Raw genomic sequence first — 18,536 nt, 5'->3', positions numbered from 1 at the left:
GAGCGCCCCCACCAGCGAACTCATCGCTGCCTGACCAGACCCGTTGTCAGCTCGACAACGAACCGGAAAACTGAACAGCACACAGGGCCTCACGCAGGCGATCTACACCACGCCACGGGACGTGACCCCCCCCGGGTCCCGCTCCTGGATTCCTCCTTGCAAGGAGGAATCCAGGAGCGGGACCCGGGGGCCTGGAAGAATTCCGCAGAGTTGCGTTTTCCTTCCAGCCAGTCCGCCCCACGCGCGCAGGGACGGCAAGGGGCAAATTTGCCCCTTGACCTGCGGGCTTCCGTCCGCCCCACGCGCGCAGGCACGGCCTGGATTCCTCCCTGCAGGGAGGAATCCAGGAGCGGGACCGGTCCACGAGGTGCGGAAAATTCCGCACCTCGTGGGGACGGGAAGAGGGGTGACCGGAACACTGTCCCGGTCACCCCTCGGCTACTTCGGTCGTGGTCCGGCTGGGCCGGTTGGTGCGGGTGGGCCGCCCCGGGGACATTGCGCAAATTTGCGCAATGTCCCAGACGACCGCGGCTGGCCGGGGCTCACCGCACGGTCCGGTTCGGGACGGCGTACACGATGCCGAGCCCGGCCAGGGTCGCGGTGGCCACGCCCACCCACTCGGCCGGGGTGACCGAGTTGTCGACCAGCGCGGTACCGAGCGCGCCGAGCCCGGCGAGCAGCCCGCCCACAATGGCCTTGGCGTACGGCTTGACGTTCACAGCTTCTCCTACGAGTAGAGGCGGTCGAGGAACGGGGTCAACGCGCCGACCACCGCGGCGGTGCCCGCCACCGCGGCCAGCATCCGCGCCGGGGTGAGCGTGGGCCGGATCTCCAACGCCCGCAGCCGGTCGTCCAGGTCGTCCGCGCGGCGGCCTTGGTCGTCGAGGCGGCGGGTGTGCTCGGTGAGCTGCGCGCCGTGCTGCGCGGCCACCACATCCAACTTGCCCTCGACTCTGGCGAGCATGATGAGGACGGTCGTGGCGCCGTCCGCGCTTGCCGGTGGTTCGGCGATCGGGCTGGTCACGACGCGAGCCGCCGGGTCAGCTCGTCGACGACGTCGCGGGCGAGCCCGTCGGGGACCGCGGCCGCGATCTTCTCGGGGGTGAGGCCGGCGAGGACTCCCGCGACGATCTCCTGCTCGTCCACGTCCACTCCGGCTGCCCGCGCCGCCTGCGCGGCGAGCCCGTACGTGTCGTTGAGCACCTTGAGGGTGCTGAACCCCTCCGGGATGCCACCGCCGACGTACTGCCACGGGATGGCCCGAAGGCTGCGGACGATCGAATCGTCGGCGATCGCCGCCCGGAAGTGCGCCAGGAACTCGGCCCGGTCCATGTCGTCCTCCAGTAGTCCCCAGGGTCGTTGGTCCTGCTCCGCCGTCCGGGACTGCCGGATGGAGACGTGCAGGTGCTTGTCGTGCGGGTTTTCGCCGCTGTACGGGCGTCGGCGCCAGCCGTCGTCCCGGTCCGCGATCTGCCTGTTGAAGATCCAGTAGTGGGTCGATGGGTGCCGCTCAACGGCGGCGATGATGGCGGCCACGTCCACGCCGTCCTTGTCGACGTCGATCGCGTTCACCGATCCGCGGGCGTTGGGGTTGTGGTCGGACTTCCCAGCTTGGTGGCGGGTATCGCCGATCCACCCGTCCGACGCCTTGTCCCGGTGCGGCCACCGCTGGTTAATCTCCGCTCTGAGCACGGCGAGGGACGGGGCAAGGTAGTAGCCGCTCATACCGCCTCCTGGATCGTGACCTTGAGCCGGGTGTTACCGACCCGGAACTGCTGAGACGCGGCGAGGGTGCCGACCAGCTTGATCGTGTGCGTGCCCGGCGACGACAGGGTGCCGTCCCACACCTGGGAGATGGTGTGCCGGTCGCTCGCAGCCGGGTCGGAGTTGATGGCCTGCCCCTCCTGGATCACCCCGTCGACCGAGCAGTAGCCCAGCATCAGCGCGGTGTTGGTGCCGCCCTGGTCGGCGTCGAACCACGCCTCGCAGATCCACCGGGCGCCGGCTGTCTCGGTCGTGAACGTCACGGAGGCGCCGGGCACGTCCGCCTGAGTGACGGCACCGTTGAGTTCGGCGGTAGACGACTGCACGTAGTACGACGGCCGGAGCCGCCGCAGCAGCGCGGCCGAGAGCCGCTGGCCGGACGCGATCGCCATCAGTTCCTCCTCACAGTGCCAGCACCGCCGGCTGCCACACGTCCACGTCGGTTCCCGCTGGCCAGGTCCGCTGGAAGCCGTTGACGCCGCGGGCGACGAGGGCGGCCCGCTGTGGGCTGGTGATGGTGAACGATCCGTACAGCACCTCGACCGGTTTGGTGTTGGTGTTGCCGCCGGCCGCCACCGAGTACGCGCCGACTCGCCCTGACGTGTAGGTGGTGTCGGTGACGGACACCTGCCACGGACTGGGCTCCGCGCTGCCGGACAGCCACGCCTTCGCGCGCAGCAGCGACCCCTCGAACCGGACCCGCACCCACACGGACTGGTTGGCGGCGAACGTGAGTGCCCCGGCGGCGGCGCCGATGATGGTGCGGGATCCGCCGACGATCCGCACGATCCGCAGGTCCATCACCCCGGTGGGGAAGAACCCGGCCTCGACCCGGTAGTGGGAGTTGACGTTGGCCCACCGGGCTAGCAGTTGGCCGAGCAGTTGCGCGCCGGCCGGCATCACAGGCACCCGGACCGGAGCCAGCAGTTCGAAGTCGGACAGCACCAGCGGCAGGATGCACGCCTGCGGCTGGTCGTTACCGGGTAGGGAGTGCCGGCCGAACCCGCCGGAGACGGACATGTTGGCTGCCGACCCGACTGCCGTCGTCCAGGTCTCACCGGTCGGTGTGGTGCCCCACCCGCCTGTCGACGGGGCGTCGAGCGGGTCGTCCACCCCCGGCCCGATCGCCGCGGCAGTGACCCGCTCCCCGCCGACTCGAATGTCCAGCGGCATGTCGGCCGGGTCCGTCGTCCACGGCCCGTTCGCCGCGGTGGACGAGAGCAGCATGGTCTGCGGCTCGACCAGCCGCGCCACGTCCACCGACAGCGTGTGCGTCGCGGGCGGGGTGGAGCCCATCCCGAGCATGAGCTGCACATGGCCGGCGCCGGCCGGGGCGACACCGGCGACCAGGGCGTCAAACGGCACGCCTGCGGTGACCGCCATCGGCGTGCCGGACGTGGACGACAGCAGTGTGCCGGTCGGGGTCCGCCAGATCAGGAACGGGGTGACGGTGCGCGACACGGCGCAGGTCGCCCGGACCATGCCCGTGTACGACCGGCCCGCGACAGCCGGGACGTTGGCCGACCGCAGCTCCACCGACGCGGCGGAGCCGCCCGGGGTGAACAGCAGCTGCCCGCCGGAGATCGCCACCGACCCGTTGAGGCCCGTCCAGCCCATCACGCCGCTCGACGACGTGAAGTCCCACACGGTACCGGGCAGCGTCGCCCCGGTCAGGTCAGCGGCCAACGTCGAACCGTCCGCCGCCACCCTCGGGTCACCGTCCACGGTGGCCACGGTGTACGGGCCGGCCGGCAGCCACGTCCAACCAATGGTGCGCGTGTGCTCGTCGACCTGCTCCACCGAGCCGTGGACCATGGACAGCGCCGGTCCGGGCGGCAGCCAGTCGGGCAGCCCACCCAGCTCGACCAGATCCCCGTCAGCGAGCGCGGTCGCCTGCGCCGCCAGGTCCGTGAGCGTTTGCCACAGCGGGGCGGCGAGGTTGACTCGGGCGGTCGGGTAGCGGGCATCATCCTGCGTGCCGAGGTGCAGCCGCCACCCGGCCTGGTCGGGTAGCTGCCCGTCGCTGGCGACGTTGACGGTCACGCTGGTGTCGTAGACACCCACCCCATCCGGCGGCGCCGCCGTCGACAGCGGCCCCACCTCGAGGACCGCCCGGGCGGTGCCGCCGTCGGGCCGGGACGCGGTGACGTCGTTGCGCACCAGGGCGTCATCGTCGACGGGGTCCAGCGGCGGCGCCAGGTGCGTGTAGTCCAGCTCGACCGGCGTCTGGTTGTAGAGGCTGCCGAGGCACCGGTAGGTGAGCGCCAGCTGCTCGCGCGCCTCGCCGAGGATCCCCATGTCGACGTCGGCGCATTCGCGCAGCAGGTCGAGGAACGTGGCCGGCCGCTGCGCGCCCATCGCCGGCGACGGGTCCGGCCCCCGACTGACAAACACGGGTACGCCCTGCTCGGCGCACAGACGCTCGATCCGGTCGGCGGCCGTCTCCCCGGCGTGGCCGAGCATCGCCGACGCCGTCTCGGTCAGCGGGCCGGGCGGGTTCCACACCGCCACATGACCCATGATCGGCATGGCCTGCGAATCCTCTTCGTCCTGCCGGATCTCCAGCGGGTTGAGGATGACCTTGGTGATCGACCCGGACGTGCCGAGCATCGGCCCTGAGAACGGCGTGTACTGGGCCACCTGGAAACCGTCGATGTAGACCCGGGCGTCGACGTTGCGCGGATCACCGAAGTCGAACGCCTCGATCTGCACGTGGTGCGGCAGCCCGTCCCACAGGTTGAGCGTCGCCGACGCGGACCCGGCGTTGATGCCCGTGTCCGGGTCACCGAACGTGGACACGAAGCTCGTCTCGAAGATCGTGAACTGCCACCGCCCCCACGACCCGTCGGTGCGCCACTCGATGGGCAGCGTGCCGATGGCGCCCTTGTCGCGGGGCAGCCGCATCACCCACTCGATCTTCCAGTTCGCCACGGGCGAGTACGGCAGCGACGCCTGGAGAACCCCGCCCTGCGCCAGGTCCACCACCGGCAGGGAGCCGGGGATGCCGTCGCCGGAGCCGAACACCGGCAGGTTCGCCGCCGGCACCGGCTTGCCCGACCCGGGCTCGGTGAACCGGGAGAACCCGAACGCCGTCATCGGCGGCACGCCGGGCACCGCCGAGCGCGCCGACAGCGACCCGGCCGGATCCTCCAACGGCCAGTAGGCGGTCGGGTTCGCCCGCGTCAGGAACCGGAACAGCGCAGAGTCCAGCGGCTTCGCGCCCTGGCTCAGCCGGCGCAGGATGCCGGCCGCCTGGATCGGCACCCACGAGTCGGTGCCGGGCGTGTTCCACCGCGATGGCCACTCGGACACCTCCATGTGCGCCCGCCGGTCGATCACCCGCAGGTTGCTGTAGCTGAACCGGATCGGCTTGGTGTTGGTGTTCCCGGCCGCCACCCCGGACCGCAACCCGAACTGGCCGGGCGTCGTGATGCGCGTGTCGGTGCCGGTCAGCTGCCAGTCCCGCGGCTCAGCCGACCCAGCCGGCCACACCTTGACCGCCAGCCGGTCACCGACGCAGCTGGCGGCCACCTCCAGCGGCTGTCCCGCGTACACCAGCCCGGCCACAGTGACCGGGGCCGCGATCACACCCGCGTGAGAGTGATGGATCGACACCCGCACGTCCTGCGATGCCAGCACCTCGACGCGCGTCATGTAGTACTCGCCCGTCCCGCCGGCCTGCCGCCGGAAGAAGACGTTCGCGGGTTCGACGGCGCCGCCGCCGATGTCGTTGCGGTCGACGGTGACCTGCGTGCGCACCTCAGCATCGAGGTACAGCCGGTCCTTGTATGCGGTTGCCCGGTACGCGTTGTCGGTCGGCAGCAGGTGCACCGCGGTGCCGCCGGTCACCAACCAGTCCGCGAGCGCCACCGTTCCGCCGATGCCGAACTCTTCCCACGGCGGCCCCCAGCCGGCGGGGACGTTGACGTCGAACTGCTCGACCTGGCTCACGATGCCGAACCGGACGGGCGTGTTCCGCCCCAGCAGCCCGTAGTACGGGGACCGCGGGTTGCGGGGGCTGTACTTCCCTCCGGGGCTGGCGAGGACCAGGTCCATCGTGCCGGCGTCACCGTCCTGCCGGTTGATGGTGATCCCGCCGCCGGAGTCGGCCACGCCCTGGCGGCCGTCGGCGGACACGTCTACCCACCCCAACTGCTCGCCGAGGTACAGCTCGATCAGGAGGTCGTTACGCACGGCGGGTTCCCAGCGCGAGCTGAAGGCCACCCTTGCGGTCGATCGCGGGCCGGAGCAGCTCGATCAGCAGCTCCCCGACTCGCCGGTCCGTCGAGTCGATCCGCAGCACGGTCACGCCGCCGCCCCCGGACGCGGACGGCGACGACACCCGCTCGCCCGCGCGCAGCACGGCGAGCACGTTCTCACCGGGCCGGCCCGGCACCGTGCCGCCGGAGTGGAAAGTGGGCAGCTGCGGGGCGCCGATGCTCCGGCCGCCGATGCCGGGCACCCAGTCAGGCACCGACCAGGACAGGCGCCCGATGGTGTTGTTCCACGCCTTGGCCACGAGGTTGAACGCCGACCGGAACGGCGCGGATATGTAGCCGCCGATCTTCTTGAAGGCGTTCCAGATCTTGCCGGGCAGGCTGATGTACCAGTCGAACGCCTTCGTCGTGACCTTCTTGATCCAGTCCCAGGCCGCCTTGACCGGGTCACCGATCTTCGACCACACCCACGACCACAGCCGCTGGAACCAGTCCGTCTTGGTGGCGATGAGAACGACGATGGCGACCAGCGCGGCGATGGCGATCACCACCAGGCCGATCGGGTTTGCGGTCAGTGCCGCGTTGAGCAGCCACTGGGCACCCGCCCACACCTTCGACCCGGCGGCGGCCACCTTCTGCGCCGCCGCGGTGGCGAGGGTGCCCACCTTCGTCTTGCCCAGCCACTCCACGGCGCTCTTCGTTGCGGGCACGAGGAAGTTGGTCATACCGGAGGCGAGGTCACCAACACCGAAGCCGAGCAACAGCAGCGACTCGAATCCCAGGTCACCGGAGGTCGCCTGCTTCAGGCCGGCGAACCCGTCCTGGAGACCGGTCAGGGTGTCGCGGAAGCCCATGGCCCGGGTGTCCACGGTGTCGGACGCCTCGCCCACCCGGTCGAAGGAGTTGGAGGCCTCGCCGACGTCGCGACCCATGTCCTGCGCGGCCTGCCCCACCCGGTCGAACGCCGACTCCAGCTTCGCCGAGTCGCCGGCGAAGGTGAGGGTGACCTGAGGTTTGGCCATCAGTCCACCTCCACCCCGGCGTCACGGGCCACCTTCACCAGCGCGTCGACGAGGATCTGCTCGAACTCGGCGCGCTTGGCGTAGAACCCGGCGTAGATGTACCGGCCCTCCTTCTTGAAGGGCCGTTCGACGGAGCGGCGAGGCCCGACCCGGCCGCCGAAGTCCAGCCACGGGTAGTAGGGCACTCGGGCGCCGCCGCCCATCACCCGCGCCGCCGTGCGGGTGGAGCGGGCGCGCACCGACTGGGCGGCGCGGCCGGAGCGGCGGGGGATGCGCGGGCGGGCGTAGTCGACGACCACCTGGGCGGCCTCGTTCATCGCCAGCCGGAGCCCCTTGGGCAGATCGTTGTCGAGCTTGCGAAGGTTCCGGGAGAACTCGGCCAGCCCGGTGATGCGGATCGGTTCAGCCACCACGGCCGGCTCCCCCCTTCGCCTTCAGTGCTTCCAGCTCTTCCCGCTGCGCCTTGCGCGCGTAGTACATCTGCCAGCCGACGAACTCACCGTTGGGCATCTCCGCCCGCAGCCGGGCCACCGTCATCCCCAGCTGCTGCGCCAGGAAGAACTCGAAACTCGGAGTCCGGGTTGGCCTCGAACTCCTTCACCGCCTCCTTGGCCGAGTCGGGGAGCATCCCCGACAGCTGGGCGATGCGCCGCGACACCACCTCGAGTTCGCCGGCCGGCGCCGCCTCGCCCCACCGCCGCACCTCAGACACGCTGAGTTTCGGCGCGACCATGCCCATGGCGATGATGTTGAGATCCTTCAGCGCGGCATCCTCGATCTTCCCGACCGCCATCGCCTCGGACCGGTTGAGGCCGCGCACCCGCACGCGGCCCACCCCGGGCACCTCGACGTCGTCCTCGGGCAGGCGGGGGGCGAACAGGGCTGCCTTGTCCATGTCACGCCGCCTGCGGGGTGGTGTCGACGGTGCCGGAGATCTGCATCTCGCACGACCACGTGACCATGTCCGCCACCGGGTTGGTCTCCACGTACTGCGTGACCAGCACGGTGGCCTTGTCCTGCGGCTTCCCCGCCCCGGTGCCCTCCGTCTGCCGGATCAGCTCGACGGTCTGGCCGATCAGCGGCTCGATCACCGCCCGCGGGCCGGTCGAGGCGGTGTTGTCGTAGATGCCGCCCATGGTCGCGGTGCCGCCCTTCAGCCCGCCGACGAACTCGTGGGCATCGGCGCCGTAGCCGGTGACGTCGTGGGAGTCCGCGGTGCGGGTGATCTCCGACGTGTTGGTGAACGTCGACAGGTCGTCCCCGCCGAGTGAGATGAACGTGTGCCTGCCGTGGACCTTCGCCATGGCTATGCACCCCCTCCGATGACGTTGAGGTGGAAAACCGCCGCCAGGTAGTCGGCCTCGGCGAAGGTGACGACGTCGAACTCCGCCGACACGACCTGCACGTCGTCGCAGGACGTGTACGTGTGCGCCTCGATCGCCTGCTTCACGCTCTTCGGGCCGGACCCGTGCACGTACTCGACAATCGCCCGCCGGGAGTGCGGCTCGTTCGGGCGGGACAGCAGCACCATCACCGGCCAGTCCTCGACCCGGTCCGTGCCCCGCCCGTAGGTGAGGTCGTAGCTGATCTGCTCGGGTAGGCCGATGAGCGCGGCCGGCGGGTGCACCTGACGCACACCCCACTCCACGACCCGCAGCCCGTCGATGGTGTCCAGCGCGGCGCGGAGTTCTGCGGCGACGTTGTCGAAGTTCATGCGAACACCCACTGTCGTCGCACGTACGGGGCCAGGATCACGGCCACGTCCGGGTCGACCCGGGCCAGCAGCCGCACCTCCGACCCGTCCGACGGTGACCCGGCCACCCCGTACGGGGACTGTCGGCGGGCCGCGAACCGGGACGCCTGCAACAGGGTGGCCTGCTTCACCGCCACGGGGACGGCGGCCCATCCCCACAGGGCGGTGACGGTGACCTCATGGTCGGCGCCGGAGGGCATGTTCGGCGAGCCGGCCGCGACCACCAGACGGGTCCACGGGCGGCCGTCGGCGGCGGCGTTGACCGGCTCCAGCTCGTGCATGACCGGCCCCGCGGGCACGGCCACGGCCAGGCCGGTGGTGGACATCAGGTCGTCGATGTCCACCACCCACCGGCCGCATTCCAGTCGCGCCGTGTACCGGCGGGGCGCCGGCTCGTCGAGCTTGCCGAACTGGCGGTGGCACTGCTCGTCGACCGCCCGGGACGCTGCCTCGGCGGCTGAGGCCAACTGCACGTCGTCGAGCGTGTCGCCGACGTACAGGTAGGACTTCAGATCGTCCGGGGTCACGTAGGCCGGCGCCCATGCCATGTCGGTCCGCCTGTCAGCCCGCGGTGATCTGAGCCCGCTTGACCGACGCGCCCGCGTACCGGACGACGACGCCGGTGTACGCCCAGATGCCCAGCTCCACCGACTCCGGCCCGGACCGCTCCTCGTACCGGAAGCGCATCATGTTGCCCTCGAAGAGGATCGTGTCCGCGGCCCGGAATGCGAGGTAGCTCTCCGGGTAGGCGGTGGGGATCCCGTCGGTGGCGATGACGGCCAGGCCCTCGATGATCCCGTCGACCGCGACGGAGCCGACACCGGCGACGTTGACCGCCTGCCCGACCCCCGGGTTGGGGATCAGCGGCCGGCCGTCCGGGTCGCGCTGCTTGAGGAACTTGCCGTAGCGGGTGACGTTCATCGCCAGGACGTCCGCCGGCCGCTTGCGGGCGTTGCGCACCGCCAGCTGAAGGTCGATCACCGAGTTCAGGACGATCGTGCCGGTGTTCCAGTCCGTCGCCTCCGACGCGAACGTGACCGCGGCGGCGCCGGCGGCGGCGACCAGCGCGGCGCCGACCTTGGCCTCGATCTGGTCGTCGTAGGCGGCCAGCAGGTCACCGTAGATGAGCTGGTCGATCGCCGGGCTGGCCGAGTCGAGCATCTGCCGGGACACGATCTGCTTGCCGCGGGTCGGCTTCGGCACGACCGTGTCCACGCCGGAGGCCCACTTGTCGGCCGACGGGGTGGCGTCGTTCTCGGCGGCCTGCTCGGCCGGGTTCGCGGTGTCGGCGCCGGTGGTCTGCTTCGGCAGGGTGATCGGCCGGGGGTCGTCGCCGAGCGGGATGTTCCGCACGGCGTTGGCCAGGCGGCGGCCCTGCCGGGCCAGCGGCGCGTACTCGTCGATCAGCCACTTCGGCGGCACGACGCCCGCACCGGCGCCGCCGGTGGTCAGGGCCCGGTTGTGCTCGACGAGCCGGCGAGCGGCGTCCTCGTCGTCCATCGCCTTGCTGCGGTACAGGTCCCCGAAGAACGAGTGCTGGCCGCCCTTGGTGTAGTGGCCGGGGTCGCGGTCGCGGGTGGTCGCGCCGCCGGCGGCGCGGGTCTGCTCACCCGTCGCGTTGGCGATCTTCCCGGCCATCTCGGCGACCTGCGCGTTGCGGGTCTCGATCTCGGTGAGGTCTTCGATCTGCTTGGCGAGCGTCTTGGCCTGCTCGCCCTGCTCCTTGACCGAGCGCAGCTCGTCCTCGGTCAGGTCGCGGTTCTCCTCGGCGGCGCGGGTCTGCAAGCCCTCGATGCCCGAGCGCAGGCCCTCGTACTGCTCACGCAGACGCTTCAGGTACGGGTTCACGGGTGGTCCCCTCGGTCAATGCGAACTGGTTCGTTCGAGTGACCGGGGTGCCGTCCTACCGTGCCGTGCCGGGTGTCCGCATCAGTGAGGGGCGGAGGTGCGGCGGGCCGTAGCCGGGGTGCCGGTGTCGTCCTGCGTCAAGGGTAGCGCATACCCCTGCCGGGTAGGTGTAGTCAGGCGGCGGGTGGCAGCATCGGCAGACCGGCGAGCACCTGCGCGGCGACGTCCAGGCGGCGGGCGGCCTGGCACGAGCAGCCGGTCTCGGCGGAGCGGACACCCGCCGCGGTGGCCAGCTCCCCGTACGCGCCCGTCATCACCACCGCCACCTCGAACAGGTCGGCGGTGACCCGCTCCAGGATCCCGCCGGGCAGGCGCCGGTTCTGCCGCTCCCGGAACCCGATCGACAGGTCACGCAGCGCCCCGTCCCGCACCAGTTCCAGGGTCTCGTCACCGACCGGGGTGCGCGAGACGCGCAGCTCCACGTACAGGCCGGCGCTGTCGTCGCGCATCGCCTGCATCGCCCCGATCAGAGTCCCGCCGAGCGTGACGTGCTCGCGGGCGACCCGGACGCGGTTCGCGGCACGCAGCTGGTGGTTGAACGCGCCGCGGGCGAACTGCTCGACGAGCTTGTCGTCGATGCGCTGCGGGGCCTCCCACGGCACGGCGATGCCGTAGATGGTGCGGCCGTCGCCGCCGGAGCGGACCTCGAGGTCCGGGGTGAACGACCGGTGCAGCAGCGGCGTCATCGGGTCTCCTCCTTGGCGAGGCCGCGGTGGGTGTCGTAGTGCGGGGTGCACAGGCCGCCCATGGCCGGCTCGCGCGGACAGTCGGCCACCTGGCAGGTGGCCGCCTTGGTGGTCTTCGTGGTTCGGGTCTTGGCCGTCACGGCTGGGCCTCCTCAGCTTCCGGGTCCTGTTCGTCCTGGCCGGGCGGTGCCGGCGGGGCCGGCGGGGCCGGCGGTTCGGGCAGCGGCGGCCGGTTCTCCATCTCCCGCACCTCGTCCAGGGTGAGGAACCCCTTGTCCAGGCCAATCGCGTGCGCCTGGTAGCGGGTCAGGGTGTCTGACCTCAACAGGCTGTCCAAGTTGGCCTTGACGGTCGTGCCGCGCGGGAACGCCAACGACAGGGCCTGCTCGAACCGGGCCAGCGGGCCACCGAGGCTGTATTTCAGAAGATTGACGGCGTCCTGCTCGATGTTGGAGTACTGGCGGGCCGAGTTCATGCCGCCCAGCCAGCCCACCGGCAGGCCGAAGATGAGTTCGAAGTCGGTGAGGGAGAACCGCCGGGCCTCCACCAGTTGCAGCTCGTTCGGGTTCCACGACAGCGGCTCGAACGTGGTGGTCGAGTTCAGCACGGCGATGGTGCGGTCCCGCTGCGACTCCAGCCACCGCGCCTTGAGCTTCTTCGCCTCATCCTCCGTCAGGTCGGCGTTGTCGGACTTGAGGAAGCCGGTGGGTACGCCGTGGCGGGACAGGGAGCGGGCCTGCCGGTTCTGCTCGTGCGCCAGGTTCAGCGTGCTCAGGTGCGCCTCGAGGACGCCCATGCCGCGCAGGGCACCCGGCTCACAGGGGCCCTTGACGTGCAGGACGTCGTACGCGGACAGTCGCAGCGTCCCGATCGAGTACTCCAGCTCCCCGACGGGGATCTGCGACATGCCCGGCTCGGTGATCCGCCGCACCCCCACCATCGACGCGGGCACCGGGATCACCGCGGTCGGCCAGCCCTGCGCGTTACGGGCGGCGTACACACCGACCGCGTTGCCCTCCCACAGGTAGTCCAGCGCCAGCGACGAGAACGTGGTCATCCGGGTGTCCGGGGGGTTGGGCTGCTCCAGCAGCGGCGGCGTCGGCTCCAACACCTCCAGCGGCTTCCCGCCGTACTGCCGGTACGCGTCCCACGGCACCGACCCGAGCAGGTCGGCGATCAGGTTGGCGGCCCGCCACCCGCCAGGAATGGACATGCCGCCCCGGTAGCCGGACGACGACCAGTCCGGGGCGATGTTGTCGAGGATGGTGAACGTCTGCGACTCGCCGGTAACCGTGTCCGTCGCCACGTACTGCGTCGACCGGTTCAGCAGCTTCCCGAACCACGCCAGGGGATTCCGCACGCTCGTCCTCATCTCAGAACACCGCCGACCGCGGCTTGGGCTTCTCCACCGGCAGGGTCAGCGCGGTGTGCACAGCACCGGCGCCCGCATACGCGGCGTCGACGTGGCCGGCGCCGCGGCGCACGAACCGCCACCCGTCGCCCTGCCGCAGCTTCTGCGCCCCCGCCACATGCGCGTCATACAGCGGGTCGCCCGGGTGCACGATCCGCCGGGACGCGACCAGGTCCGCGAACGTCTGGCACGCCTCCGCCACCGCCGCCCCCTTGATCTCGATCGCCTCCACACCGCGCAGCGTCGGCGCCAACGCAGCGGCCGGCCCGGACGGGAACCACGCCAGGGCGGCAGCGTTCACCTTCTCCAGCATCGGGCCCAGCTTGAAGCGGGCGTCGTCCGTCGACGACCAGGCGCCCACGATCTCCGTACGCACCCGCCCGTCAGGGAGAACCGCGGCGGCGGCGAGCGTGACGTGCTGGCCGTCCGGGGCGACGTCCACGCACGCCACCACCCGGTCACGCACCGACTCCAGACTGCCGGCGGGATCCTTGCACGCCTGCCACGCTTGCAGGTCCACCGCCGAGTCCAGCGCGTCGACCCGCTGACAGAGCACCTCCGTGCGGAAAACCGCCGGCGGGTCGGTGCCGAGCGCCGAGCGGATCGCCTGCTCGCTGACCGTGTACCCCAGCCCCGGGTTGGCCTGCGCCCACGCACTCGGGTCATCGAGGTCGCAGCCATCCGGCGCGGACCACTCGAAGATGCCGATCGACGGGTCAGCCCCGGCCAGCGCCGCCTCGCGCAGGTGGTTGAGCACCACCGAGTCGTCATCACCCGCGTTGCTGATCGCCCACGTCTGCGCCAGCGGCCGCGCGTTGGTGGTCTTCGACAGCGCCGACCACGCATCCCACGACCGCTGCTCGCGGATCTCGTCCATGTTGAGGTGATCCACCGACAGGCCGCGGCCGGCGGACCGGTTCGCCGCCGCGATCTTGTACCGGGCGCCGTTCGTCAACCGGAACCACTCGTCACCGTTGACCCGCCGCACCACGTCCAGCTCAGACGCCAGCTCGGGCACGGCCTTGATGGTGTCGATGCACGCCGACCACACCTCGCGCGCCAGGCTGACGTCCTGGCCGACGCCGAGGACCAGCCGCGCCCCGTCCACGTACAACCGCCACAGGCTGATCACGCGGGAGACGTGGGTCTTGCCCGACTGGCGGGCCACCAGCGACAGGATCACGCGGAAGCGGTAGGTGCCGTCGCGGTTCAGCTCCAACGCCCGGATGACCAACTCTTCCTGCCACGGCAGCAGCGGTTCGCCGAGCACGTCACGGGCGAAGTCGATCACCTCGAAGCCGCGCGACGTCGACCGTGTCAGCCGGCGCAGCGGCTCCGTCGACAGCCGCGGCTCACGCCGGCCGACGAGCTTCGCGGAGGGCTTGGAGCTTGCCTTGGCCCGGGACACTGGCACCCCCCTTCCGGGCGGCGCGGGAACGCGGGGTGGCGCCCAGGGACTCAAGGGCGGCCAGCAGCTTCGGACCCAGCCTGTCGAGCACCTCAGCGGCGTCGTCGGGGCCGGCTTGGTCGATAGCGGCGGCGTACCGCTTGGCCAGCTTCACCGCAGCCGCGTCAGCCTCAGTGAGATCCGGCAACTTCGCGACAGTCTCCGCCACATCCGGGGAGATCAGCGCGTCCGCCGACCGAAGCCGGGCGCTCCCAGCGGCCATAGCTCACCTCCCACCAACAGGATACCGGTACCGGGTACCAGCATCGCGACGTCGAGCCGGGCGGCCCGCCGGGGGGAGAAATTCAGGGACAGCGGGTGTCCGCCGGGGCCGGGCCGCAGGAAAAACCGCAGGTCACGCGCTGTTTCACCATCGTGTGCGTGGTTGTGGCGCGGGATCGTGGCCGCTGACGTCGCCGGTGGCGAGGTTGCAGTGGGCGCAGGCGGCGGCCAGGTAGGTCGGGTCGTCGCCGTGCTGCTTGCCGCGTAGGTGGTGCACGTGGGTGGCGATGGTGGTGCAGCCGGGCAGTCGGAGTTGGCAGCGGTGGCTGTCGCGGTTGAGCACCCAGGCGCGGAGCTTGCGCCACGCCCGGGTGCTGCCACCCTCCCAGCTACGGCTCATCGTCCCCAGGTCTGCGTGCTGGGCATGTGGATCTGGACGAGCTGGAGCGCCCGGGCTAGGTGCTTGGTGCAGAGCAGCACGTCGCCGTCGGGGTCGACTGCCTCGCCGGTGCACATTTCGTCGTTGCGCCGGCGGTAGCGGCAGCGCGTCAGTCGGTCACTCATGGGCGTCCTCTCACATCTCGTTGGGCTCGGGGGCGACCTGCCAGGGCCAGCCGTCGGGGTCGCCCCAGGTGAGTCGGGCTGGCCAGTCCCGCTGGTCTCGGGCGCCGCGCCACGGCTTGACCGCGACATCCATGCACGGCCTACCGGGTTTCGGGTCTTCGGCGGGCGCCAGTCCGAACCCGAACTCGGGCCAGCCGAGCAGGAGGCTGGATCCGCGCGGGCGAACGGACCTCTTGTTGAGTCCGGTCTCGGCGTGGCCGGCGTGGGTCTCGATCACGAGGGCGCAGTCGACGGATGTGCGGGCCTTGTCGAGCACGGCGACGACCTTCCGGCAGGCCAGTTCGTCGTTCAGGTTTGTCGCGTGGAGTCGGTAGAAGGGCCCGATGAACAGCACGTCGGGCTGGTGTGCGGTGACGCGTTCCAGCAGCCATGCCGCGTCTTCGTCGCGGGTGAGGTCGATTCCGGACGGCCGGTGGATGAGCCGCAGACCACCGTCGGGTACGCGGTGGCCGTGCTTGATCGATGCGGCGGCGAGGGGGCGGAACTTGCGCCGTGACTGGCGTTCCGAGTTTTCACAGTCGATGAGCAGCACCTTGTGTGGCTGGATGGGCTTCCATGTGAAGGGGTGGATGCCGGCGGCGATCATCGTGGCCATCTGCCGCACCAGCATCGACTTGCCGAGTCCCTCGAAGCCGGTGAGCATGAGCCGGTCGCCCCGTTCGAGCAGCCCAGGGACGATCCAGTCGTACGGCTCGTCCTCGGTGGCGATGAACTCCCACAGGTCCGGTGCGAGGTCGGGTTTGGTCGGTGTTTCGGTGCTCCACACCTCGACTAGGTCGGCGAGGCTGTGGCCGGCGTTGACGTGGTCGGTGGCGTCCTTACCGGACGCGGCCTCGACGATGCGGACGTACGAGGCGACGTCGACCAGTGAGTCCCGGACCTGGCGGGCGTGGACCTGGCCGGGTTCGTCGCGGTCGGCGACGATGGTGACGACCGCCTCCCGGAGTACCTCTGTGTACTCGGGTCTCCACTTGCCGGCCCCGCCGGGGTTGCAGGTGGCGACCAGTCCGTGGGCGACGAGAGTGTGGACGTCCTTCTCGCCTTCGCAGATGTACACCTCGAGGCCCTTGCGGACTGCTTCGATGACCTCCGGGAGGCGGTAGAGGACGCGGCGGGTGTCGCCGAGGCGCCATGTCCAGCCTGACTTGGCTGTCGGGTCGGGGACGCGTTGCCGGAAGTCCTTGGTGGCAGTTCGGAGCACCTGGAAGAGCAGGGTGCCGTTCTCGTCGCGGTAGTCGTAGACGGCGGTTGCCGGGCCGGCCGGGGTCCACTCGCCGTCGTCACGCCGTTCCCGTGGCGTGGACAGGTCGGCCCAGGTGAGGCCCATCTTGGCGAGGATGTCTTCGGGGTCGCAGCCGGCGTGGCAGTGCAGCAGCACGGGGTGGTCCCTGCCGGTGGAGATGCTGAGGCTGGCCTTGCCGTCGTCGTGGGCGGGGCAGCGGGCCATGAACCCGCCGCCGGAGGGCTTCACCAGGTCGAGACGCGGCAGCACGATCTCCCGCAGGACGTCGCCCACTAGTTGTCCCACCACGCGCCGCCGGAGCCACCGATGACCGGCGGGGTGACGGCGGGCTGGTCGTCGTAGCGTTCCTGGTTCAGCCAGGTCGCCGGGTGGGCGGTGAAGTCGGGCTTGCGGCGCGGGTCGTCCCGGTACGACTTCGCGGCGGTGATGATGTGGCCCGGGTCGGCACCTCGCTTGATGGCGTTGCGCCATGCGGTGAACGCGGCCGGTTTCGCCTTCTTGAGCGGATAGACGTTCCAGAACTCGACGAACCGGGGATCGTCGTCGTAGTTCCGCGCAGCGGAACGGCGCGCGGGAGCGCGTGTACTTCCCTGCTCCCTGCTCCCTGCTCCCTGCTCAGGGCGGAGGATCTCCGTAGACTCTCCGGAGGATTTCGGGAGAACTTCCGGAGGCTTCGTGTTTCCGCTGGTCAGCGCGTTGGGTGTGGGACGCGGGTAGCGAGTCTTACCCGGATGCGACACCTTCTGGTGCTCGTCCCACGCCGTGATGAACAACAGTTGGCGTCCGTCGGACTCGTACCGCTGAATCAGACCCGCCTCGGAGAGTCTCTGGAGATCCTCCTGAGTCCTCTGGAGAGCCTCGCGAGGGTCCTCCTCCAAGGGCCAGATCGCCGCGACGATGAGCCGGGCGTTGTCGACCGTCACCCCGTTGTCGTCCACGTGGGTCCACAGCCCGATGAACGTGAGCCGGGCGGACAACGGCAACGCCGCGATCGTCTCGGACGTGAAGAAGTCAGGCTTGATCGACCGGATACGGGCCATCAGTCCTCCTTGACGGCCGGCGCGGTGGTCTCCGCCGGCTGCGGCGTGGTGTCGATCCCGAGCGCCTCGAGGGCGTCGGCGTAGCCCCGCTCCCAGCCGGTCAGGTAGCCCCGACCCCACGCGTCGAGCTCGCCGTTGGTGGAGGGTCTCCACTCGGTCTCAGAAGTCATGTCCCGGTCCCGTTCCGCTTGATCTGAAGTTGTGGGTCGTGGTGCCCCGCCGCGCCCTGATGCGCGGTACGCCGGCCGGTCCCGGTCGGGGCGAAAGGGCTGGACGGCGGCCAGCCCGATCGGTCTCGCGGCGGTCAGCCGGCGTCCCCGGGCTCTTCCTCCGGCCACCGCCACCAGGCGAAGTGGTCCGCGTACTTCGCCGCCAGCTCGGCCAGCAGCAGCCGCTGGTTCCGGCCGCTGGCCTGCTGCATGACGTGGTCGACCATGTCCATGACGTCGCAGAACCCCTGCCACGGGGCCAACTCCGCGTCAGCCGTCGCGCAGTAGCGGCAGATCGGCTCCACGCCGACCTCGACGTGGAACGTGGCCGGCTGGAACACCCGCGGGCAGCGGGAGCACTGGAACGGCGACATGCCGCCCAAGATGACTGGCAGGTCGCGGACCGTACCGCGGTACGACCCATCACTTGTGTCGTCGACCCGGCGCCCGAACGCGGCACGAATCACGTTCTCGAACAGCTCGTCGTCACTCACCTGGTACGTCCCTTCTCCACGCCGGCGGTGAAGCGGCGGAGCAGCTTGCCGAGCTGGGGCGGGTCGACGTCGACGCGGTGCTCGGGGCAGCGGTTGTCGGGGGTGCACCCGCCGTACCTGCGGCAGCCCGTACGGGTGTGGCGGGGGCGTGCCGGGGGCCTCTGCGGGGCGCTCACCGGGCGGCCCGCTTCATCCAGCGGCGCCGCTCATCCAGCAGCTGGGCCAGCGACAGGGCGAACGGGGCGAGCGCGGCCGGCGAGATGCCGATGAGCACCCCGACCGCCAGGGCCACGCCGGGCGTGATCGGGCCGTCCAACGCGGCCAGCGCAACGACCAACGTGACCGCGGTGAAGGTGCCGCCGCCGACCAGCGTGGTGATGAACTCGGTAACCCACCAGCGTCGGCGGGAACGTGTAGCATCCATGGGACTGAGTCCTCTCTCAGGACGTTGTTGGATGCCCGACCGGCTGCCTCCGGTCGGGCACCTGCCGTTTCA

General features: G+C 70.7%; 25 protein-coding genes. All 25 read right to left on the bottom strand.

Annotated elements, in window-relative coordinates; all coding sequences use genetic code 11:
* Nucleotides 1–542: 542 nt before the first annotated feature.
* On the bottom strand, nt 543–719 hold the full coding sequence (locus tag D7I43_RS33125; RefSeq protein ID WP_192902292.1) for a hypothetical protein: 177 nt from the start codon (nt 717–719) through the stop codon (nt 543–545).
* An 8-nt stretch (nt 720–727) separates the two neighbouring features.
* Nucleotides 728–1,024: a hypothetical protein gene (locus tag D7I43_RS28085; protein WP_120331595.1), complete on the bottom strand. Its 297-nt coding sequence runs from the start codon at nt 1,022–1,024 to the stop codon at nt 728–730.
* The gene (locus tag D7I43_RS28080; RefSeq protein WP_120331594.1) at nt 1,021–1,725 is read right to left on the bottom strand and encodes a hypothetical protein; all 705 of its coding nucleotides are present in this window, start codon (nt 1,723–1,725) and stop codon (nt 1,021–1,023) included. The genes D7I43_RS28085 and D7I43_RS28080 overlap by 4 nt, the downstream gene beginning before the upstream one ends.
* Nucleotides 1,722–2,156 carry a hypothetical protein gene (locus D7I43_RS28075; RefSeq protein WP_120331593.1) on the bottom strand — a complete coding sequence of 145 codons (435 nt, stop codon included), beginning with the start codon at nt 2,154–2,156 and terminating at the stop codon, nt 1,722–1,724. Before D7I43_RS28075 ends, D7I43_RS28080 begins: the two co-directional genes overlap by 4 nt.
* A 10-nt stretch (nt 2,157–2,166) precedes the next feature.
* A complete protein-coding gene (locus D7I43_RS28070) occupies nt 2,167–5,958 on the bottom strand; it encodes a hypothetical protein (protein ID WP_147427309.1) in 3,792 nt (1,263 codons plus the stop codon).
* Nucleotides 5,951–7,003: a phage tail tape measure protein gene (locus tag D7I43_RS28065; protein ID WP_120331591.1), complete on the bottom strand. Its 1,053-nt coding sequence runs from the start codon at nt 7,001–7,003 to the stop codon at nt 5,951–5,953. Before D7I43_RS28065 ends, D7I43_RS28070 begins: the two co-directional genes overlap by 8 nt.
* The gene (locus D7I43_RS28060) at nt 7,003–7,416 is read right to left on the bottom strand and encodes an HK97 gp10 family phage protein (RefSeq protein ID WP_240033199.1); all 414 of its coding nucleotides are present in this window, start codon (nt 7,414–7,416) and stop codon (nt 7,003–7,005) included. The genes D7I43_RS28065 and D7I43_RS28060 overlap by 1 nt, the downstream gene beginning before the upstream one ends.
* Nucleotides 7,417–7,499: 83 nt before the next feature.
* Entirely contained in the window at nt 7,500–7,898 is a 399-nt protein-coding gene (locus D7I43_RS28055) for a hypothetical protein (RefSeq protein ID WP_120331590.1), read from the bottom strand.
* Between the two features lies 1 nt (nt 7,899).
* The gene (locus tag D7I43_RS28050; RefSeq protein WP_120331589.1) at nt 7,900–8,307 is read right to left on the bottom strand and encodes a hypothetical protein; all 408 of its coding nucleotides are present in this window, start codon (nt 8,305–8,307) and stop codon (nt 7,900–7,902) included.
* 2 nt (nt 8,308–8,309) lie between these two features.
* Nucleotides 8,310–8,717 carry a hypothetical protein gene (locus D7I43_RS28045; protein WP_120331588.1) on the bottom strand — a complete coding sequence of 136 codons (408 nt, stop codon included), beginning with the start codon at nt 8,715–8,717 and terminating at the stop codon, nt 8,310–8,312.
* Nucleotides 8,714–9,304: a phage gp6-like head-tail connector protein gene (locus D7I43_RS28040; RefSeq protein WP_120331587.1), complete on the bottom strand. Its 591-nt coding sequence runs from the start codon at nt 9,302–9,304 to the stop codon at nt 8,714–8,716. Before D7I43_RS28040 ends, D7I43_RS28045 begins: the two co-directional genes overlap by 4 nt.
* Nucleotides 9,305–9,317: 13 nt before the next feature.
* Nucleotides 9,318–10,604, bottom strand: coding sequence for a phage major capsid protein (locus D7I43_RS28035; RefSeq protein WP_120331586.1), 1,287 nt, complete (start codon nt 10,602–10,604; stop codon nt 9,318–9,320).
* 173 nt (nt 10,605–10,777) lie between these two features.
* Nucleotides 10,778–11,350: an HK97 family phage prohead protease gene (locus D7I43_RS28030; RefSeq protein ID WP_120331585.1), complete on the bottom strand. Its 573-nt coding sequence runs from the start codon at nt 11,348–11,350 to the stop codon at nt 10,778–10,780.
* Nucleotides 11,347–11,490 (bottom strand): hypothetical protein, encoded by a 144-nt coding sequence (locus D7I43_RS32860; protein WP_158610168.1) that lies wholly within the window; start codon nt 11,488–11,490, stop codon nt 11,347–11,349. The genes D7I43_RS28030 and D7I43_RS32860 overlap by 4 nt, the downstream gene beginning before the upstream one ends.
* Complete coding sequence (locus tag D7I43_RS28025; RefSeq protein WP_158610167.1) at nt 11,487–12,710, bottom strand: phage portal protein; 1,224 nt, start codon at nt 12,708–12,710, stop codon at nt 11,487–11,489. Before D7I43_RS28025 ends, D7I43_RS32860 begins: the two co-directional genes overlap by 4 nt.
* A 13-nt stretch (nt 12,711–12,723) precedes the next feature.
* Nucleotides 12,724–14,169 (bottom strand): terminase, encoded by a 1,446-nt coding sequence (locus tag D7I43_RS28020; protein ID WP_120331583.1) that lies wholly within the window; start codon nt 14,167–14,169, stop codon nt 12,724–12,726.
* A complete protein-coding gene (locus D7I43_RS28015; RefSeq protein WP_120331582.1) occupies nt 14,114–14,431 on the bottom strand; it encodes a terminase small subunit in 318 nt (105 codons plus the stop codon). The genes D7I43_RS28020 and D7I43_RS28015 overlap by 56 nt, the downstream gene beginning before the upstream one ends.
* A gap of 144 nt (nt 14,432–14,575) precedes the next feature.
* Nucleotides 14,576–14,830 carry an HNH endonuclease gene (locus tag D7I43_RS28010; RefSeq protein ID WP_120331581.1) on the bottom strand — a complete coding sequence of 85 codons (255 nt, stop codon included), beginning with the start codon at nt 14,828–14,830 and terminating at the stop codon, nt 14,576–14,578.
* Complete coding sequence (locus D7I43_RS32855; protein WP_158610166.1) at nt 14,827–14,994, bottom strand: hypothetical protein; 168 nt, start codon at nt 14,992–14,994, stop codon at nt 14,827–14,829. The genes D7I43_RS28010 and D7I43_RS32855 overlap by 4 nt, the downstream gene beginning before the upstream one ends.
* Before the next feature lie 10 nt (nt 14,995–15,004).
* Nucleotides 15,005–16,570 carry an AAA family ATPase gene (locus D7I43_RS28005; protein WP_158610165.1) on the bottom strand — a complete coding sequence of 522 codons (1,566 nt, stop codon included), beginning with the start codon at nt 16,568–16,570 and terminating at the stop codon, nt 15,005–15,007.
* Complete coding sequence (locus tag D7I43_RS32850) at nt 16,570–17,337, bottom strand: hypothetical protein (protein WP_158610164.1); 768 nt, start codon at nt 17,335–17,337, stop codon at nt 16,570–16,572. The genes D7I43_RS28005 and D7I43_RS32850 overlap by 1 nt, the downstream gene beginning before the upstream one ends.
* Nucleotides 17,337–17,507, bottom strand: a complete 171-nt coding sequence (locus tag D7I43_RS32845; protein WP_158610163.1) for a hypothetical protein — start codon at nt 17,505–17,507, stop codon at nt 17,337–17,339. The genes D7I43_RS32850 and D7I43_RS32845 overlap by 1 nt, the downstream gene beginning before the upstream one ends.
* A gap of 134 nt (nt 17,508–17,641) precedes the next feature.
* Entirely contained in the window at nt 17,642–18,040 is a 399-nt protein-coding gene (locus tag D7I43_RS28000) for a hypothetical protein (protein ID WP_120331579.1), read from the bottom strand.
* Entirely contained in the window at nt 18,037–18,216 is a 180-nt protein-coding gene (locus tag D7I43_RS32530; RefSeq protein ID WP_147427308.1) for a hypothetical protein, read from the bottom strand. Before D7I43_RS32530 ends, D7I43_RS28000 begins: the two co-directional genes overlap by 4 nt.
* On the bottom strand, nt 18,213–18,464 hold the full coding sequence (locus tag D7I43_RS27995) for a hypothetical protein (RefSeq protein ID WP_120331578.1): 252 nt from the start codon (nt 18,462–18,464) through the stop codon (nt 18,213–18,215). Before D7I43_RS27995 ends, D7I43_RS32530 begins: the two co-directional genes overlap by 4 nt.
* Nucleotides 18,465–18,536: the final 72 nt, after the last annotated feature.

It is taken from the genome of Micromonospora globbae (genome assembly GCF_003610785.1).
Lineage (GTDB): Bacteria > Actinomycetota > Actinomycetes > Mycobacteriales > Micromonosporaceae > Micromonospora > Micromonospora globbae.
The sequence above is the reverse complement of the archived record's forward strand: the minus strand, read 5'-3'. Positions and strand labels throughout refer to the sequence as shown.

Excerpts from the sequence above, each read along its gene's own strand:
- D7I43_RS28080 (WP_120331594.1), bottom strand. The coding sequence starts at position 1,725 with ATGAGCGGCTACTACCTTGCCCCGTCCCTCGCCGTGCTCAGAGCGGAG.
- D7I43_RS28075 (WP_120331593.1), bottom strand. The coding sequence starts at position 2,156 with ATGGCGATCGCGTCCGGCCAGCGGCTCTCGGCCGCGCTGCTGCGGCGG.
- D7I43_RS28065 (WP_120331591.1), bottom strand. The coding sequence starts at position 7,003 with ATGGCCAAACCTCAGGTCACCCTCACCTTCGCCGGCGACTCGGCGAAG.
- D7I43_RS28055 (WP_120331590.1), bottom strand. The coding sequence starts at position 7,898 with ATGGACAAGGCAGCCCTGTTCGCCCCCCGCCTGCCCGAGGACGACGTC.
- D7I43_RS28050 (WP_120331589.1), bottom strand. The coding sequence starts at position 8,307 with ATGGCGAAGGTCCACGGCAGGCACACGTTCATCTCACTCGGCGGGGAC.
- D7I43_RS28045 (WP_120331588.1), bottom strand. The coding sequence starts at position 8,717 with ATGAACTTCGACAACGTCGCCGCAGAACTCCGCGCCGCGCTGGACACC.
- D7I43_RS28040 (WP_120331587.1), bottom strand. The coding sequence starts at position 9,304 with ATGGCATGGGCGCCGGCCTACGTGACCCCGGACGATCTGAAGTCCTAC.
- D7I43_RS28030 (WP_120331585.1), bottom strand. The coding sequence starts at position 11,350 with ATGACGCCGCTGCTGCACCGGTCGTTCACCCCGGACCTCGAGGTCCGC.
- D7I43_RS28015 (WP_120331582.1), bottom strand. The coding sequence starts at position 14,431 with ATGGCCGCTGGGAGCGCCCGGCTTCGGTCGGCGGACGCGCTGATCTCC.
- D7I43_RS28010 (WP_120331581.1), bottom strand. The coding sequence starts at position 14,830 with ATGAGCCGTAGCTGGGAGGGTGGCAGCACCCGGGCGTGGCGCAAGCTC.
- D7I43_RS32855 (WP_158610166.1), bottom strand. The coding sequence starts at position 14,994 with ATGAGTGACCGACTGACGCGCTGCCGCTACCGCCGGCGCAACGACGAA.
- D7I43_RS32850 (WP_158610164.1), bottom strand. The coding sequence starts at position 17,337 with ATGGCCCGTATCCGGTCGATCAAGCCTGACTTCTTCACGTCCGAGACG.
- D7I43_RS32845 (WP_158610163.1), bottom strand. The coding sequence starts at position 17,507 with ATGACTTCTGAGACCGAGTGGAGACCCTCCACCAACGGCGAGCTCGAC.
- D7I43_RS27995 (WP_120331578.1), bottom strand. The coding sequence starts at position 18,464 with ATGGATGCTACACGTTCCCGCCGACGCTGGTGGGTTACCGAGTTCATC.